The following is a 15395-nucleotide window of genomic DNA, read 5'->3' as shown; positions in this document are numbered from 1 at the left end:
AGGGCGGGCGCCGCATGAGCGAGCCACCGACGAGCGAGCCACCGACGCTCCCGCAGCACGATCGCCGCGGCACGGGCCACGCGACCTCGCCCTCGGCCGTCTTCTGGCGCTACTGGGCCGCCGCCACCGTCAGCAGTGCCGGAACCGCCGTCACCGCCCTCGCGCTCCCCTTGGTCGCCCTCTCGGTCCTCGACGCCACCGCGCTCCAGGCCGCCCTGCTCGCCGCCGCCGGTCAGATCTCCTGGCTACTGCTCAGCCTCCCGGCCGGAGTGATCGCCCAGCGCCTCCCGCTCCGCCGTCTCCAAGTGACCCTCGATCTCGTACGGTTCGCCGCCGTCGGATCCCTCCCGCTCGCGTGGTGGCTCGACCGGCTCAGCTACCCGCACCTGTTTCTCGCCGCCCTGGCCACCGGCGCCGCGACCGTACTCTTCGACATCGGCAACTCGACGTTTCTGCCCGCCATCGTCCCGCAGCGGCAACTCGCCGCCCGCAACAGCCTGATGTCCGGCACGCACGCCGTCACCGAGACCGGCGGGCCCTCCGGGGGCGGCCTCCTCGTGCAGGCCGCGGGCCCGGTCGGGGCGCTCCTCCTGGACGCCGCCAGCTACCTGCTCTCCGCCGCGCTGCTGCGCACACTCCCCGAGCGCCGTCCCGCCGCCCGCACCGGCGACGGCGCCGGCCGGCTGATCCGCGAAGGCTGGACGTACGTGACGCGGCACCCGGTGATGCTGCCCTGCATGCTCTGGGCCACCGCCACCAACTTCGTCTGCGCCGCCCTGGTCGCCCTCACGCCCCTGTACCTGGTCCGGGAGGCCGGACTGACCCCCGCACAACTCGGCCTGGTACTGGCCATGGACGGAGTCGGGGGACTCGCGGGTGCCGCCGTGGCGGTCCGGCTGACGCGGCGGTTCGGCACCGCCCGGGGCCTCGTCGTGACCGCGCTGGCCGGCGGCTCCGCCGCCCTGCTGGCCCCGCTGACCACGACCGCCGCCGACGCGTACTGGTTCGCCCTGGGCAACGCCGGCTTCGCCTTCGGGGTCGCCATCGGGTCGATCACCACCCGCACCCACCGCCAGACCGCGTCCCCGCCCGAACTCCTCTCCCGCGTCATGGCCACCGTCCGCTTCGTCTCCTGGGGCGCCCAGCCCCTCGGCGCCCTCACCGCCGGCCTGCTCGCCACGTACGCCGGGACGCACGCGGCCCTGTGGACGGTGTGCGCCGCCGCGGTCCTGCCGCCGCTCTACCTGCTCACGTTCCCGGCAGGCCGCCGCAGGGACTTCGAGTGATGCCGGTGCCGGGCAGAATCGCAGGGCCACCTTCACTCCGCCGACGACCGCCGTGCCGACGACCGATGCCAGGGAGACGCCCGATGAGCCGTATGACCGTGGACGACACCGCACTCCACTACGACGACCTCGGCTCCCCGGACGGGATGCCGGTCGTCCTGATCCACGGACACCCGTTCAACCGCACGCTGTGGGCGCCCCAGGCCCGGGCCCTCGTCGCGGCCGGGCACCGGGTGGTCGTTCCCGACCTGCGGGGGTACGGGGAGAGCGACGTGACGCCCGGCAAGGTGTTCCTCTCCGGCTTCGCCGACGACATCGCCGCCCTCCTGGACCGTCTGGGCATCGAACGCGCGGTGGTCGGCGGCGTCTCCATGGGGGGCCAGATCGCCATGGAGTTCTGCCGCCGCCACCCGGGGCGGGTACGGGCACTCGTCCTGTCGGACACGTCGGCCCCCGCCGAGACCGACGAGGGCAAGGCGTACCGCAACCACCTGGCCGACCGGCTGCTCGCCGAGGGCATGGCGGGCTACGCGGACGAGGTCATCGGCAAGATGCTCGCCTCGTACAACGTCGACGCTCTCCCGGATGTGGCCGCGCACGTGCTCGGCATGATGCGCGCCACCGATCCCCGTGGGGCCGCGGCGGCACTGCGCGGCCGCGCCGAACGCCCCGACTACCGGGACACCCTCGCCACCGTCGCGGTGCCGACGTTGATCGTGGTCGGCGCGGACGACGTCTACACGCCCGTCTCCGACGCCGAGGCCATCGCCCGCCTCGTTCCGCACGCCACGCTGAGCGTCATCGACGGCGCCGGGCACCTGCCGGGCGCCGAGCGGCCCGAGCGCTTCAACACCGTCTTGCTGGACTTCCTCCGGACGGCCGGGCCCGCCGGCACCGCCTCGCCGGCCACTTCCTCACCGCTTCCGGACCAACTGGCGTGAATCGCGTGGGAAGATGTCGGTCGTGACCGATTCGTCGCCCTTAGTCGTCGCCGAAGGCAAGTCGCGCGTACGTGGGTTGGGTGCCCGTGCCGCCGCCGCGCTCGTGTTCGGGTCCTCCGCCGCCGTGCTCGTGGTCGAGATCGTTGCCCTGCGGCTGCTCGCTCCGTATCTCGGGCTCACCCTCGAGACCAGCACCATGGTGATCGGCATCGCCCTCACGGCCATCGCCGTCGGGTCGTGGCTCGGGGGGAAGATCGCCGATCAGGTCGACCCCCGACGGCTGCTCGGGCCCTCGCTCGGGGTGTCGGGGGCGGTCGTGGGGCTCACCCCCGCCGTGCTGCGTACCACCGCGGAGTGGGCGCCGACGGCGCTGTTGTTCATCGCGTCGCTGACCATCCTCGTGCCGGGCGCGCTGCTGTCCGCGGTGACGCCGATGGTGACGAAGCTGCGGCTCACCAGCCTCGCCGAGACCGGCACGGTCGTCGGACGGCTGTCGGGGGTCGGCACCGTCGGGGCCATCTTCGGGACCGTCCTCACCGGCTTCGTCCTCGTGTCGCGGTTGCCGGTCAGCGGCATCCTGATCGGGCTCGGCACGCTGCTGGTGGCCGGTTCGGCGGTGGTCGAGTGGCGCACGCGCGGGTGGAGCGGTGCGCCCGCCCTGGCCCTCGTGATCGTCGCCGGGGGTCTCGCCACCGCGGTCGCGCCCGGGGGCTGCGACGCCGAGACCCGCTACCACTGCGCGCGGGTCGTCGCGGATCCCGAGCGGGACGGCGGGCGCACGCTGGTCCTGGACGGCGTACGGCACTCGTACGTCGACGTCGACGATCCGACGTTCCTGGAGTTCGCGTACGTACGCGCCATCGCGTCCGTGGCCGACTCCGCGTTCCCCAAGGGTGAGCCGCTCGCCGCCCATCACCTGGGCGGTGGCGGGCTCACCCTTCCCCGGTACCTCGCCGCCACGCGGCCCGGGACGCGCAGCCTCGTCTCCGAGATCGACAGCGGCGTCGTCCGGATCGACCGGGAGCGGCTCGGTCTCGGGTCGGCCGCCGGTGTCGACGTACGGGTCGAGGACGGCCGGCTCGGTCTGCGGCGCCTGGACGCCGGCAGTCGGGACCTCGTCGTCGGCGACGCCTTCGGGGGCGTCAGCGTGCCGTGGCACCTCACCACGGTGGAGGCGATGACCGACGTACGGCGGGTGCTGCGGGAGGGCGGGCTGTACGTCGCCAATCTCATCGACCACGGGGGACTCGACTTCGCGCGTGCCGAAGCCGCCACCCTCGGCGAGGTCTTCGAGCACGTCGCCCTCGTCGGCGAACCCGCCGACATCGGCCTCGACCCGGACACCGGGGCCGACGGCGGCAACCTGGTCGTGCTCGCCTCCGACCGGCCCGTCGACCTGCGCGCGGCGCAGCGGGCGCTCGACGCCCGGCGGACCGGCTGGAAGATCATCGGTGGTGACGGGGTCGCCTCCTGGACCGGCGACGCCCGGCCGCTCACCGACGACTACGCGCCCGTCGACCAGCTCCTCCAGCCGGCCGCCACCCGCCGCGGCCCGTGACGCGAGGCCGGCGCGCTCAGCCGATGGGCGCCGGCATGGGCTGGACGTCGTACCGAAGGCGGATCGTGTCCCCGGTGGCGGGGTCGGCCAGCTCCACGGTCCAGCCGTCGGCGAACTGGTCGACGCCGGGGGTCATGGGGATGGTGCCGGAGATCAGGACGGTGCCGGGCGTGAGCCCGCCGCGTGAGCGCAGGACGTCGATCCAGTAGGCGGGGGCGAGGAGTTCCGCCAGGGTGCCGTGCTGGATCTGCGTCGACGTGTCGCCGTGGGTGACCCAGGCGCGCAGGGTGAGGTCGTCGAGGCGGGACTCCACGTCGGCCAGCCGCCAGGCGCGGCGGGCCAGGACGTCGGGGCCGGCGTTCTTGCTCCAGGCCACGCCGTGCACCTCCAGGTCGCGGTCGGTGTGGTCGCAGGCGGCGGTCAGCAGCAGCTCCCCGTCGTCCGCCACGACCAGCGCCCACTCCGCCTCGCCCGAGGTGTGCCCGTGCTGCGCCTGGACCCGGTCGGTCTGCTGGGCGAGGTATGGGGAGACGGGGTAGAGGGCAGGCGTCACGGACGGACCGGGCACGCCCAGCTCGGCCAGTTCCGCGACGTGCGCGGCGACGTCCTCCTGGCTGCGTCCGGCGTACCCGGCGTTGAGGACCTGGACGACGTCGACCTCGCGCGTCGATCCGTCGGGCAGTTCGAAGGTCAGCAGCACGGCCATGAGGGCACTCCCAGAGTTCGGGTCCGCGGTGAATCTCTCGCGCAAAGGGTTGCGCATACGACCTGTATACAAGAAGTATGCCGGGAGGTCGATGTCCCCCGACGTCCCCGAGCAAGGATGGGAACCATGCCCGACACCTCGAAGGACGGCACCACGCCGCCCGCGCGGCACTCCGGCGTCCGCCGGGCCTTCGTCGCGAGCCTGACCGGCACGGCGCTGGAGTGGTACGACTTCGCCGTCTACTCCGCCGCGGCCGCCCTGGTCTTCGGCGACCTGTTCTTCCCTTCGGAGGACCCCCTCACCGGCACGCTCCTGGCCTTCTCCACCTACGCGGTCGGGTACGTGTCACGCCCGCTGGGCGGGTTCGTCTTCGGCCGGCTCGGTGACGTGATCGGCCGCAAGAAGGTGCTGATCGCCACGCTGGTGCTCATCGGGGCGGCGACGTTCCTGATCGGCGTGCTGCCCGCGTACTCGACGGCCGGCGTGGCCGCCCCGATCGCGCTGGTCGTGCTGCGCTTCGCGCAGGGCGTCGGCGTCGGCGGCGAGTGGGGCGGTGCCGTACTGCTGTCCAGCGAGTTCGGGGACCCGCGCCGCCGCGGCTTCTACGCCTCCGCCGCCCAGGTCGGCCCACCGGCCGGAAACCTGCTGGCCAACGGCGTGCTGGCGGCGCTCGGCGCGCTGCTGACCGAGGCGCAGTTCGAGTCGTGGGGCTGGCGTGTGGCGTTCCTCTTCTCGGGCGTCCTCGTCGCGTTCGGGCTGTGGATCCGGGCGAAGCTGGAGGAGACCCCGGTGTTCAAGGCGATGGAGGCCGAGCAGTCCCGGCCCCAGGCGCCGGTCCGCGAGGTCTTCACCACCCAGCCCCGCGCCCTGCTGGCCGCGATCCTGTGCCGCGTGGGCCCCGACGTGCTGTACGCCATGTTCACCGTCTTCGTCCTCACGTACGCCACCGAGGAACTCGGCATGTCACGCGGCTCCGCCCTCGCGGCCGTGCTCATCGGCTCCTCGATCCAGGTCTTCCTCATGCCGCTGGCCGGCGCGCTCTCCGACCGGGTCAACCGCCGTCTGCTGTACGGCGTCGCCACGGTGGCCGCCGGTGTGTGGCCCTTCGTGTTCTTCCCGATGATCGGCGGCGGCACCTGGCTGCCGCTCGCCACGGGGGTCGTCGTGGGCCTGGTGATCCACTGCTGCCTGTACGGTCCGCAGGCCGCCTTCATCACCGAGCAGTTCGCGCCCCACCTGCGCTCGACCGGCTCGTCCCTGGCCTACACGCTGGCCGGGATCATCGGCGGCGCCGTCGCCCCGCTGCTCTTCACCAGCCTGCTGAGCGCGTACGGCACGTGGGCGCCGCTGGCCGTGTACATCGCCCTCGCCTCGGCCGTCACCCTCGTCGGCGTCTGGCTGGGGCGCGACCCCGACGCCGCCCTCGACGAGGACGCCGCCCTCGCGGCGCCGAAGGCGGACACCGTACCCACTCGCCTCTGAGGAGGACGCACCGTGCGCATCGCCCTGAGCCAGCTCACCACCGGCCCCGACCCCGAGAAGAATCTCCTGCTCGTCGAGGAGTGGACCCGGCGGGCGGCGGACGCCGGAGCCCGTGTCGTCGCCTTCCCGGAGGCGACGATGGCCTGCTTCGGCACCCCCTTGGCACCGCTCGCCGAGCCGCTGGACGGGCCGTGGGCCGACGGCGTCCGGCGGATCGCCGCCGCCACCGGCACGGTCGTCGTGGCCGGCATGTTCACCCCGGCCGGCGCAGGGCGGGTGGCCAACACCCTGATCGCCACCGGGGCCGGGGTCGACGCCTCCTACGACAAGATCCATCTGTACGACGCCTTCGGATTCCGTGAGTCCGACACGGTCGCCGCGGGCTCGGCCACGACGGTCATCGACGTGGACGGCGTACGGCTGGGGCTCGCCACCTGCTACGACATCCGCTTCCCGGAGCTGTTCCGGGCGCACGCCGACGCCGGTGCCGTCGCCACGCTGCTGGGCGCGTCCTGGGGTGCGGGGCCGGGCAAGCCGGAGCAGTGGGAGCTGCTGGCGCGGGCCCGTGCGCTGGACGCCACCGTGTGGCTGGCCGCCGTGGGCCAGGCGGATCCCGGCACGGACGCCGGACCGGGCTCCGCGCCGACCGGTATCGGGCACAGCCGCGTCGTCGGACCCGACGGGACCGTACGGCACGCGCTGGGCGCCGGGCCCGAGCTGCTGGTGGCGGACCTCGACGTGGACGAGGTCGCCGCGGTCCGGCAACGGATCTCCGTGCTGGCGAACCGGCGTCCCGAGGTGTGGAGGCGGTGAATGCCGTCCCCCGGCCCCGTTGAGGGGTGACCGGGGCGACGGGGTGACGGGGCGGGGGAGGCTTCGGCGCGGCTCGGGGCCGGCCTCGGTGTGGGCCGGGGGGCTGGGGAGGCTGGGGCTGAAGGAGCCGGGGGCGAGGGAGCCGGAGGGCCGAGGGAGCCGTGAGCCAGAAGGAGTCGTGGGCCCGAGGTAGCCGGAGGGCCGAGGGAGTCGTGGGCCCGAGGTAGCCGGAGGGCCGAGGTAGCCGGGGGCCCGAGGTAGCCGGGGGGGGGAGCCGGCGGGCCGAGGGAGCCGGGGCCGGGGGTTCCATGGGGCCAGGGGCCAGGGGCTGGGGGATTCGTGAGCCGGGGGAGCCGGGGCCCCGAACGAGCCTGGGAGCGGGGGCACGCGTATGCCCCGGTCCTCAGCCCTCCAGCAGAACCTTGAGCGTCGACTCCAGGTGATGGTCGATCGCCGCCCACGCGGCCTGCGCGTCACCGGCCTCCAGGGCGTCCAGGATCGCCTCGTGTTCCCCGAGGACCGCGTCCTGGCGCCCCTGCCGGCTGAAGAGGGCGGCGACCCCGGCACGGACCTGGCGGCTGCGCAGGCCCTCGTAATGCCGGTCGAGGAGGGTGTTGCCGACGGCGGACACCAGGGCCGCGTGGAAGCAGTGGTCCACGGCGATGAACTCCCGGGCCTGGTCGGCACCGGTGAGCCCGCGCTGCCGTTCCAGCAGGGACCGCAGCTCCGCCACCGGCGCTCCCCCACCAGAGACCAGCTCCTGGGCGGCGTACCGCTCGACGATGCCCCGCAGCTCCATCAGCTCGCGGATCTCCCGTCCCGTCAGGGGGGACACGCGGGCGCCCCGCTTCGGCACCAGCTCGACCAGGTCCTCGGCCGCGAGCTGCAACAGGGCTTCCCGGATGGGCGTGCGGGAGACGCCGATCCGGTCCGCGAGCTCCTGCTCGGACAGGAAGGCGCCCTGCATCCCGGGATCCGTCAGCACCGTGTCCTTGAGATACGCGTACGCCTTCTCCCGACCGGACGTCACGGCAGCCCCCAGCTCTCGCATACACCTTGTATACGACGGGACGCTACCACGCGGCCCCCTCGCGGTGCCCGGGGTGCGTTCCGGATCTCTCGGGAGATGCGGGCCCGCGCGGGTGAGAGGAGGGTGGGAGGAAGGGGTGGCCGCCCGGCCGAGCCGGGGCGCGCCTGATACCGCTGACCGCACTCGAGGCCATTCATGGAAACCGAAACGCAAGCCACTCTCGTCGCGGCCCTCGCGACCGGATACGCCCTGGGCCGCACCAAGAAGGGCAAACTCGCCATCGGGGTCGCCTCCGCACTCGCCGGCCAAGGGCTGCTGGGTCCGAGAGAGTTGATGACACGGGCGCTGAGCAAGGCGTCCGAGAACCCGCAGACGGCGCGGTTGCTGGATCAGGTCCGCGGCGAGCTGATGGACTCCGCCCGCACCGCGCTGTCCGCGACCGCCGACCGCCGTCTGGGCGCGCTGGCCACCTCGTTGCAGGAGCGCACCGAAGCCCTCCTGGGCCCGCCCGACGGCGACGAGGGCGAGGAGGAGGAAACGCCGGAGGACCAGGAGGACCAGGAGGAGGACGACGAGGAGGAGGAGGCGGCGCCGCCCCGTCGGAGCCGGGCGAGGAAGAGCCCCGCGAAGAAGTCCGCGCCCAGGACCGCCCCCAGGAAGAAGGTTCCCGCGAAGAAGGCTGCCGCCAAGAAGGCGCCCGCCGGGACGAAGAAGGCCGCTGCGGGCAAGGCATCCGGCCGCGGCAGCCGTAGGAGGTAGGCCATGGCCAAGACGGAGTCGAAGTCCACTCCAGCCGGCACCTCCGGCATGGACCAGCTCAAGGAGCAGCTGGCCGCGTTCGCCTCGGCGAAGGGCCAGCAGATGGCGGACAAGGCCGGGGAGAGGATCAGCGGCCTCGCGCAGGGCCTCGGGGACGTCGGAGACGGCAACAGCACCTTGCTCGACGTCGGCAAACGCGTACTCGGCGGAGGGGAGTCGCCGGTCAAGGCGTTCCTCGGCAAGAAGGCCGGGGACGTGAAGGACAAGGTGGTCGACACCGTGAAGGGCGTCTTCGGCGGCGGTGGCAAGGCGGGGAGCGTCAAGGTCACGAACATCGTCGAGGTGATCGACGTCGGCAAGCCGGTGCGCACCGTGTACGACCGCTGGACCCAGCTCGAGGAGTTCAGCTCCTTCACCAAGGGTGTGCAGAGCGTCTCGCAGTCGGACGAGGTCGAGAGCGACTGGAAGGCCAAGATCGCCTTCTCCAATCGCAGTTGGAAGGCCACCGTCCAGGAGCAGGTCCCCGACGAACGCATCGTCTGGAACTCCGAAGGGGGCAAGGGCACCACCCGCGGCGCCGTCAGCTTCCACGAACTGACTCCCGACCTCACGCGCGTCGTCGCCGTGGTCGAGTACTACCCGTCCGGCTTCTTCGAGAAGACCGGCAACATCTGGCGCGCGCAAGGACGTCGCCTGCGCCTCGACCTCAAGCACTTCCTGCGGTACGCCACGCTCTCCGACGACGAGGAACTGGAGGGCTGGCGCGGTGAGATCCGCGACGGCGAAGTGGTCCGCTCGCACGAGGAAGGTCTTGAGGACGACGAGAAGGACGAGGACGACGAAGACGCCGATGCCCAGTACGAAGACGAGGACGAGGAAGAAGAGGAGTACGACGACGGGGATGAGGACGAGGAGGAGGAAGAAGAGGGGCGGTAGACGAGACCGGGCCGGCGGCGCTTGCGCGCGTCGCCGGTGCCGGTCTCACGGTGTCTCACGATGAGGCGTCACCGCACGCGCCGCGTGTGCCCGTACCCGGTTCCGTAGCCGGGCCCGCGGGTCGCCCGGTTCCCTTCGAAGCTCTCCCGGCGCCCACGGCCCTCCCGGCCCTCGCGCGGGCGCACGAAGTCGGAGACGCGCGTCTCGCGACCCGCCAGGTGGCCGACGACCAGACCGGCCAGACCGAGGGCGGCGACCACCACGAACGCCGCGAACCCGCCGAAGTATCCGGCGAAGCCGAGTGCGAGGCCGGTCAGGAGCCCCGCCGTGGTTGTGTTCATGGCTCGTTCCCCATCTCGTGTGCGGCTCCCCATCGGGAGGGGCGGGGCGGGTCAGTCGACCCGCTGCCGGTTTCGGTCGCCCTCGTCCTCGTCCTCTTCGTCCGCCCCCGGCAGGGCGACGTCGTTGACGTCGATGTTCACCTCCACCACCTCGAGGCCGGTCATGCGCTCCAGCGTCGCGATCACTTCGGCGCGCGTCTCCGCCGTGACCTCGGCGATGGGGTAGCCGTAGTCGGTGACCACGTCCAGGTCCACCGCCACCTGGCGTTCCCCGACCTCGACGCTCACGCCTCGGGTGACGCTCGTCCGGCCACCGGGCATACGGTCGCGGACACCCCCGATGGCATGCGTCATCCCGGAGCCGAGGCGGTGGATGCCGGGCACCTCGCGGGCCGCCATTCCGGCGATCTTCGCCGCCACGACGTCCGCGATCGTGGTCCGTCCCCCGGGCTCCGCGCCGGCGGTGCCGGTCCGCTTCTCGCCCTCCGGCGCACGGGCGTCCCGCTTGGGGTCGTGCTGGGGCATGGTCCCCGGGGTCGGCGTGGCGCGGTCCGAGGCCGGGCTGTACGTCGTATGCGTCATGACGTCCTCCTGAGCGACGAGCGACGGTTCGGGGGCGCCTGGTCGGCACCCTTCATAAGGTTCGACACGAACCGGGCGAAATCGTCACACTTTTCTGTGACCTGGCTCACGTATCCTGGCTCGTAGCAGGACGCGCGCGACCGCGTCACGTGGGAAGCGGACAGTGGATGTGGGGAGCGATCTCGACGAAGCGGACGACCGGGTCCTCGCCGTCCGCGCCTCCGAAGCCGACGAGGACGCCTTCGCGGTGCTCGTGCACCGGCACACCGCCCGGCTGCTCGCGCTGGCCTGCCACATGCTGGGCAGCCTCCCGGACGCCGAGGAGGTCGTGCAGGACGCCTTCGCCAGCGCCTGGAGGCGCCTCCCCGAGTTCCGGGGGGACGCCGCCTTCCACACGTGGATGTACCGCATCGTCACGAACCGCTGCCTCAACCTCCTCCGCGGGCGCACGCCCTCCCTCCCCCTGGACTCCGTCGCCGAGCCCTCGGCCCACGACGCGACGGGCGAACCGGAACGCAGTGCCGAGAACGCCGCGGCGGCCGCCGCGCTGTCCCGCGCGCTCGGGGACCTGCCCGCCGGCCAACGCGCCTGCTGGATCCTCAGGGAGCTGCACGAACTCCACTACGAGGAGATCGCGCAGGTGCTGGGGGTGAGTGAACAGACCGTACGCGGCAGGCTCTTCCGGGCTCGGCGCACGCTCACGAAGGAGATGGCCCCATGGCGCTAGACCACCCCACCGCCACCTCCGCGTCCGGCCGGCCCGGCCCGGGGCACGGGAACACCGGCGAGGTCCGGTTCCCGGCCGACGAGCGGCTGCCGTGCGACCGCCTGCTGAGCGACGTGTGGGAGCGGGCACGCACCGGACACGGTCAGGGCGACGCGCACACGGACGCGTGCGTGTACTGCCGGGACGCCGTCGACGGGCTGACGGCCCTGGACCGCGCCACCGACGCGCTGCGCACGCGGGGGCCGAGCGCCCGCGCCCTCGTGGAGAGAATCGTCGCCGCCGTACGCGCGGAGCTACGACTCGGACGGCTGCTGCCCCTGGACGATCCGACCGGAGAGCTGCGCATCGCGGAGGCCACCGCGGCGGGCGTCCTCCGCCGCGCCGCCGGACGGGTTCCGGGGGTGCTGGCCGCCGGCTGCCGGCTGGCCCCGGGCCCCGCGGGGTCGGAGCACCGGGTGACCGTCGCCATGACCCTCTCCGTCACCCTCGACCAGCCCCTGCCCGGCAGGACGGAAGAGGTGCGACGAGCCGTGGCGGACGCGGCCGCCCACGAGCTGGGCCTCGCCGTCGACGCGATCGACCTGCGGGTGTCGGCCGAGTGGGAGCGTCGTCCGCACCCGACGGACGGCCGCGCCTCGGGGCCCGGGGTGGCGCCATGACGGCCGTCGACCCGGGGAGCGTGGAACGCGCGGTCGCCCGCGCCGCGTTGTCGGTCCCCGGAGTGGCCGGACTCCAGCCGGGCCTCGGCCGCTCACTGGCCGACGCGGCCCACGCTCAGCACGCGCCCGGCACCGCCGCTCCGGCTCCGGGCGCCGGCGTCCGCGCCCGGTACGCGCGCGACAGCGGCGTCTGGCACGTCGAGGTCCGCTGTGTCCTCACCGAGGGCCGCCGCGCCCTCGACACGGCCCGCGCGGTCCGCGCCCGCGCACGGGCGGCCGTGCGCCAACAAGCTCCGGGGAGCTGCGTCGTCGCCGTCACGATCACGCGCATCGTGGGGGACGCGGGGGGCCGGGCCTTGACCAGCTGACCCGACGGGCCGGGCCCGGTCCCCCTCGGGGAACCGGGCCCGGTCGTGCCTTGTCGTGCCCGCCCGTCAGGCGCCGGTGCTCTTGTTGCGGCGGCGGGTGACGACCACCGCGCCGGCGCCGAGGACGAGTGCCGCGCCGCCCGCCAGGGCGATCTTCGGCAGGGCGTCGTTCGAACCGGTCTGGGCGAGGGAGCCGGTGGTGGTGGTGGTGCTGGACGTGTTCACCGGCGTGGTGGAGGTGCCGCCCTGCCCGGTGGGGCTGTTGGGGGCCGGCTCGTCCTTCGGGTCCTCGGGCTTGCCCTGGTCGTCGGCGTTGCCGCCCTTGGGCAGGATCTCGAAGCCGTAGTCGTCCAGGTCGGGGTAACCGCCGCAGGAGCCGTCGTCGTTGAGGTAGTCGGCGGTGACGTAGACCGAGCCCTGCCCGGCGAGGACGTCCGCGTCGACCTTCAGCCGCAGCTTGACGTCGACCGAGGCGTTCGCCTTGAGGGAGCCGATGGAGGTGCCGCCCAGCAGGTCGGCGTCGCGCCACTTCGGGTTGGCGGCGGTGGACCACTCCAGGTCGAGGTAGGAGTCCAGCTCCTTGTAACCCTTGGTGTCGAAGCCGTGGGCGGACGCGAACGGGTACACCTCGTCCAGCGTGCCGCCGGTGCCGTTGGTGACGCGGAGGGTGAAGGTCTCCGTGGTGCCGCCGACGACCTTGTCCGGCAGCCCGCTGACGACTGCGGTGAGCTCGGGCGCGGGGACGCACTCGCCGTCCGGCTCCTCGCCCTCCTCGCCCTCCTCGGCCTCGGCGAGCGCCTTCTCGGCGTCCTTCAGCTTCGTCTTGGCCTCGTCCCGTGCCTTCTGGAGGAGGTCGATCTTGCGAGCCTGGGCGACACGTTCGTCGTCGTGGGCGGTCTGCGCCTCGGTGTGCGCGGTGTCGGCGGCGGTCTTGGCCTCGGCGGCCTCCGCGGCGGCGGTCTCGGCCTCGTCCAGGGCCGTCTGCGCCGCCGCCTTCTCCTCGTCGGTGGTGGCCGCGTCCAGTTCGGCCTGGGCGTCCACCACGGCCTGGTCGGCCTCGGCCTTGACCTTGGCGGCGTCCTCGGCGGCCTTCTCGGCCTCGATGAGCGCGGCCTTGGTCGGGTAGGTCTCCTCCTCCAAGCCCTCCTCGAGGAACTTGACGGCGTCGTTCACCGCGATGACGGCGGCGTCGTACTCCTTCTGCGCGCGTTCGACGGCCTGCTTCAGCTCTTCGATCGTCGGCTTCGCCTTCTGCGTCTGCGCGGCGGGCTTCTCGTCGGCGAAGGCGGGCGCCGACGACAGGAGGACGACCGGGGCGGTCACGGCGGCGGCGACGGCGGTCGCGAGAACACGGCGAATCATCACATGGACCCCTGGTCGGGAGGCGAAAGGAAGCGAGGGGCGCCGCACTCACGGAATCTTCACGCGCCGCGACGCTCCGGCGATGGTATGGCCTGCTTGATCGAGGCCACAGGGGGTTTCCCGCGCCCATGCCGGAAAAGCCTCCACGACGTATGAACAAACGGCACTTACGGGCACAGTTGCCCTCGTAGGCCGCACTTTCTGTGTGAGCCATGTCATCGTCGGCGCCCCACGCCGCCTCAGGCGCGGGCGAGTTCCGCCGCGCCGAAGGAGACGTCGAAGCGGTCGCACCAGATGCTGACGCTGCTGTAGCGGGACGGGTCGATGTGGGTGGGCACGGGGTAGTTCTGGCTGCCCTTGTTGCCCTTGAGCCTGCCCAGGCCGATGTGCTTCCCGTCGTCGAAGACGTGCCAGCCGGCCCGGCCCTCCTTGACCGGTGCGTCGGTCAACAGGACGCGCAGGTCGGGGCCGTTGCTGGTGTCGAGATCCGCCAGCCGCACCACGTGCGAGCCGTCGGCCAGGCGCACGAGTCGCACGGTGCCGGAGGTCGCGTGCTCGTGGCTGATCAGGTCGCCGCTCGCCAGGGTGACCGGCTCGGAAGCGGAAGGTGCGGCCGGCTTGCCGGACGAGTGGGCAGGGGCGCGGGAGGCGTCGGCGGTCGCGGGCAGCGCCTCGTTGACCGTCTCGTTCTGCCACAGCTTCCACGGCTGGAACCAGTACAGCCCGAGGCCGGCCGCGGCGACCGCCACCAGCAGCACGCCGCCCATCCACGGCCTGACCCTCGTACTTCGTCCACGTCCCATGCCGTCCGCCTCCCGGGGAGAATGCCGCGTCGCTTCCGTATCGCCTCCATTCAACGGACGGCGCGGCCTTCCCACGTCGTTCGGCGGATGACGAAACCCTTACGTCCGCCGCCCGTCCCGTCGAGTTGTCCAGGAACTTCTCCTGGATTGTCCGTGATCTGTAACGGACGGATCCCGTGCCCGCCATTCGTCGTCATGCCAGGTGGACCCGGGTTACCGGGGTTCGCCGGGGAACTGCGGGAAGGCGGGGCGGGCATGGCGCGGCACAGTGGTGGGCGGGGCTGGTACGGCAAGGTGGTCGGGGCCGCCCTCGGGGTGACGATGCTCGCCGTCGGTGCCTCGGTGTGGACCGCGCAGGCCGATGCCGTGGGCAGTTCGGCTCCGAAGGCGTCCGCGTCGCCCGCGCCGGGCGGTGCGGTGAAACCGGTCGACGCGACCATCGCGCACGCCTCCGACGCGGGGGCGCGCGGCGTGAACATCACCATCGACGACGGGCCGGACCCCGCGTGGACGCCCCAAGTGCTCGACCTGCTGGAGGAGTACGGGGTGAAGGCCACGTTCTGCGTGACGGGGACGCAGGCGCAGGCCCACCCGGACCTCGTGAAGCAGGTCGTCGCGGCCGGGCACCGGCTCTGCGACCACTCGGTGTCGCACGACACCTCCATGGACCGTAAGTCCGAGGCGTACCAGTCGAAGGAGATCCTCGACGCCGAGCGGATGATCATCAAGGCGTCGGGCGGCGTGCGGCCGATGTACTACCGGGCTCCCGGCGGGGCCTTCACCCCCTACAGCCGCAAGCTCGCCGCCTCCCACGGGATGCGTCCGCTGGGCTGGAACGTGGACACCAAGGACTTCGAGCGGCCGGGCACGGACGCCATCGTCGAGACCGTCCAGCGGGAGCTGGCCAACGGGCCGACGCTCCTCTTCCACGACGCGGGCGGCGACCGTTCGCAGACCGTCGAGGCCCTGCGCCGCGTGCTTCCGTGGCTGGCGGAGCAGGGGTACTCGTTCGGGTTCCCCGTGCGTTGATCCAGGCCGGTCC

Annotated in this window: 17 protein-coding genes; 11 read left to right on the top strand and 6 right to left on the bottom strand. The window is 72.9% G+C overall.

Annotated features, from left to right (window positions below; genetic code table 11):
• Window positions 1-14 precede the first annotated feature (14 nt).
• The 3 genes from ACZ67M_RS22195 to ACZ67M_RS22185 all read left to right on the top strand — a co-directional run bounded on the left by ACZ67M_RS22195 (window position 15) and on the right by ACZ67M_RS22185 (window position 3785).
• A complete protein-coding gene (locus ACZ67M_RS22195) occupies window positions 15-1286 on the top strand; it encodes an MFS transporter (protein WP_469852362.1) in 1272 nt (423 codons plus the stop codon).
• A gap of 83 nt (window positions 1287-1369) precedes the next feature.
• Complete coding sequence (locus ACZ67M_RS22190) at window positions 1370-2227, top strand: alpha/beta fold hydrolase (protein WP_469852360.1); 858 nt, start codon at window positions 1370-1372, stop codon at window positions 2225-2227.
• Between the two features lie 13 nt (window positions 2228-2240).
• Window positions 2241-3785 carry a fused MFS/spermidine synthase gene (locus ACZ67M_RS22185; RefSeq protein WP_392011460.1) on the top strand — a complete coding sequence of 515 codons (1545 nt, stop codon included), beginning with the start codon at window positions 2241-2243 and terminating at the stop codon, window positions 3783-3785.
• A 16-nt stretch (window positions 3786-3801) separates the two neighbouring features.
• On the opposite strand, the gene ACZ67M_RS22180 is transcribed toward ACZ67M_RS22185, so the two are convergent.
• Window positions 3802-4491: a DUF2848 domain-containing protein gene (locus tag ACZ67M_RS22180; RefSeq protein WP_361357100.1), complete on the bottom strand. Its 690-nt coding sequence runs from the start codon at window positions 4489-4491 to the stop codon at window positions 3802-3804.
• Between the two features lie 126 nt (window positions 4492-4617).
• Between ACZ67M_RS22180 and ACZ67M_RS22175 the strand changes: the two genes are divergently transcribed.
• Together ACZ67M_RS22175 and ACZ67M_RS22170 are read left to right on the top strand one after the other, a co-directional pair.
• Window positions 4618-5973, top strand: coding sequence for an MFS transporter (locus ACZ67M_RS22175; protein ID WP_361357097.1), 1356 nt, complete (start codon window positions 4618-4620; stop codon window positions 5971-5973).
• A gap of 12 nt (window positions 5974-5985) precedes the next feature.
• Window positions 5986-6786 carry a carbon-nitrogen hydrolase family protein gene (locus tag ACZ67M_RS22170; RefSeq protein WP_469852357.1) on the top strand — a complete coding sequence of 267 codons (801 nt, stop codon included), beginning with the start codon at window positions 5986-5988 and terminating at the stop codon, window positions 6784-6786.
• A gap of 403 nt (window positions 6787-7189) precedes the next feature.
• On the opposite strand, the gene ACZ67M_RS22165 is transcribed toward ACZ67M_RS22170, so the two are convergent.
• A complete protein-coding gene (locus tag ACZ67M_RS22165; RefSeq protein ID WP_202558006.1) occupies window positions 7190-7837 on the bottom strand; it encodes a GntR family transcriptional regulator in 648 nt (215 codons plus the stop codon).
• A gap of 174 nt (window positions 7838-8011) precedes the next feature.
• Between ACZ67M_RS22165 and ACZ67M_RS22160 the strand changes: the two genes are divergently transcribed.
• Both ACZ67M_RS22160 and ACZ67M_RS22155 read left to right on the top strand, forming a co-directional pair.
• A complete protein-coding gene (locus ACZ67M_RS22160; RefSeq protein WP_469852355.1) occupies window positions 8012-8575 on the top strand; it encodes a hypothetical protein in 564 nt (187 codons plus the stop codon).
• 3 nt (window positions 8576-8578) lie between these two features.
• Complete coding sequence (locus tag ACZ67M_RS22155) at window positions 8579-9511, top strand: SRPBCC family protein (RefSeq protein ID WP_469852353.1); 933 nt, start codon at window positions 8579-8581, stop codon at window positions 9509-9511.
• A 68-nt stretch (window positions 9512-9579) separates the two neighbouring features.
• Here the strand turns inward: ACZ67M_RS22155 and ACZ67M_RS22150 are convergent, their stop codons facing one another.
• Window positions 9580-9852, bottom strand: a complete 273-nt coding sequence (locus tag ACZ67M_RS22150; RefSeq protein WP_361357237.1) for a hypothetical protein — start codon at window positions 9850-9852, stop codon at window positions 9580-9582.
• Between the two features lie 51 nt (window positions 9853-9903).
• On the bottom strand, window positions 9904-10434 hold the full coding sequence (locus ACZ67M_RS22145) for an Asp23/Gls24 family envelope stress response protein (RefSeq protein WP_361357083.1): 531 nt from the start codon (window positions 10432-10434) through the stop codon (window positions 9904-9906).
• A gap of 169 nt (window positions 10435-10603) precedes the next feature.
• Between ACZ67M_RS22145 and ACZ67M_RS22140 the strand changes: the two genes are divergently transcribed.
• The 3 genes from ACZ67M_RS22140 to ACZ67M_RS22130 are packed head-to-tail and all read left to right on the top strand — an operon-like array spanning window position 10604 to window position 12188.
• Window positions 10604-11161, top strand: coding sequence for an RNA polymerase sigma factor (locus ACZ67M_RS22140; RefSeq protein ID WP_307013860.1), 558 nt, complete (start codon window positions 10604-10606; stop codon window positions 11159-11161).
• Window positions 11152-11820 (top strand): hypothetical protein, encoded by a 669-nt coding sequence (locus ACZ67M_RS22135; RefSeq protein ID WP_392011444.1) that lies wholly within the window; start codon window positions 11152-11154, stop codon window positions 11818-11820. Before ACZ67M_RS22140 ends, ACZ67M_RS22135 begins: the two co-directional genes overlap by 10 nt.
• Window positions 11817-12188: a hypothetical protein gene (locus tag ACZ67M_RS22130; RefSeq protein ID WP_469852350.1), complete on the top strand. Its 372-nt coding sequence runs from the start codon at window positions 11817-11819 to the stop codon at window positions 12186-12188. The genes ACZ67M_RS22135 and ACZ67M_RS22130 overlap by 4 nt, the downstream gene beginning before the upstream one ends.
• A gap of 66 nt (window positions 12189-12254) precedes the next feature.
• Here the strand turns inward: ACZ67M_RS22130 and ACZ67M_RS22125 are convergent, their stop codons facing one another.
• Window positions 12255-13550: an LPXTG cell wall anchor domain-containing protein gene (locus tag ACZ67M_RS22125; RefSeq protein WP_469852348.1), complete on the bottom strand. Its 1296-nt coding sequence runs from the start codon at window positions 13548-13550 to the stop codon at window positions 12255-12257.
• A gap of 239 nt (window positions 13551-13789) precedes the next feature.
• Window positions 13790-14353: a DM13 domain-containing protein gene (locus ACZ67M_RS22120; protein ID WP_469852346.1), complete on the bottom strand. Its 564-nt coding sequence runs from the start codon at window positions 14351-14353 to the stop codon at window positions 13790-13792.
• Window positions 14354-14608: 255 nt separating this feature from the next.
• Here ACZ67M_RS22120 and ACZ67M_RS22115 point away from each other — a divergent pair, with 255 nt between their 5' ends.
• Window positions 14609-15382, top strand: coding sequence for a polysaccharide deacetylase family protein (locus tag ACZ67M_RS22115; RefSeq protein WP_361357064.1), 774 nt, complete (start codon window positions 14609-14611; stop codon window positions 15380-15382).
• The last annotated feature ends 13 nt before the right edge of the window (window positions 15383-15395 follow it).

The organism is Streptomyces sp. NPDC107500, from assembly GCF_055582785.1.
Note: the sequence above shows the minus strand (reverse complement) of the source record. Positions and strands in the feature narration are given on the sequence as shown.

Bases quoted from the DNA above. Each gene is read 5' to 3' on its own strand.
- ACZ67M_RS22195 (WP_469852362.1), top strand. From the start codon at position 15: ATGAGCGAGCCACCGACGAGCGAGCCACCGACGCTCCCGCAGCACGAT.
- ACZ67M_RS22190 (WP_469852360.1), top strand. From the start codon at position 1,370: ATGAGCCGTATGACCGTGGACGACACCGCACTCCACTACGACGACCTC.
- ACZ67M_RS22185 (WP_392011460.1), top strand. From the start codon at position 2,241: ATGTCGGTCGTGACCGATTCGTCGCCCTTAGTCGTCGCCGAAGGCAAG.
- ACZ67M_RS22180 (WP_361357100.1), bottom strand. From the start codon at position 4,491: ATGGCCGTGCTGCTGACCTTCGAACTGCCCGACGGATCGACGCGCGAG.
- ACZ67M_RS22175 (WP_361357097.1), top strand. From the start codon at position 4,618: ATGCCCGACACCTCGAAGGACGGCACCACGCCGCCCGCGCGGCACTCC.
- ACZ67M_RS22165 (WP_202558006.1), bottom strand. From the start codon at position 7,837: ATGCGAGAGCTGGGGGCTGCCGTGACGTCCGGTCGGGAGAAGGCGTAC.
- ACZ67M_RS22160 (WP_469852355.1), top strand. From the start codon at position 8,012: ATGGAAACCGAAACGCAAGCCACTCTCGTCGCGGCCCTCGCGACCGGA.
- ACZ67M_RS22155 (WP_469852353.1), top strand. From the start codon at position 8,579: ATGGCCAAGACGGAGTCGAAGTCCACTCCAGCCGGCACCTCCGGCATG.
- ACZ67M_RS22150 (WP_361357237.1), bottom strand. From the start codon at position 9,852: ATGAACACAACCACGGCGGGGCTCCTGACCGGCCTCGCACTCGGCTTC.
- ACZ67M_RS22145 (WP_361357083.1), bottom strand. From the start codon at position 10,434: ATGACGCATACGACGTACAGCCCGGCCTCGGACCGCGCCACGCCGACC.
- ACZ67M_RS22135 (WP_392011444.1), top strand. From the start codon at position 11,152: ATGGCGCTAGACCACCCCACCGCCACCTCCGCGTCCGGCCGGCCCGGC.
- ACZ67M_RS22130 (WP_469852350.1), top strand. From the start codon at position 11,817: ATGACGGCCGTCGACCCGGGGAGCGTGGAACGCGCGGTCGCCCGCGCC.
- ACZ67M_RS22125 (WP_469852348.1), bottom strand. From the start codon at position 13,550: ATGATTCGCCGTGTTCTCGCGACCGCCGTCGCCGCCGCCGTGACCGCC.
- ACZ67M_RS22120 (WP_469852346.1), bottom strand. From the start codon at position 14,353: ATGGGACGTGGACGAAGTACGAGGGTCAGGCCGTGGATGGGCGGCGTG.
- ACZ67M_RS22115 (WP_361357064.1), top strand. From the start codon at position 14,609: ATGGCGCGGCACAGTGGTGGGCGGGGCTGGTACGGCAAGGTGGTCGGG.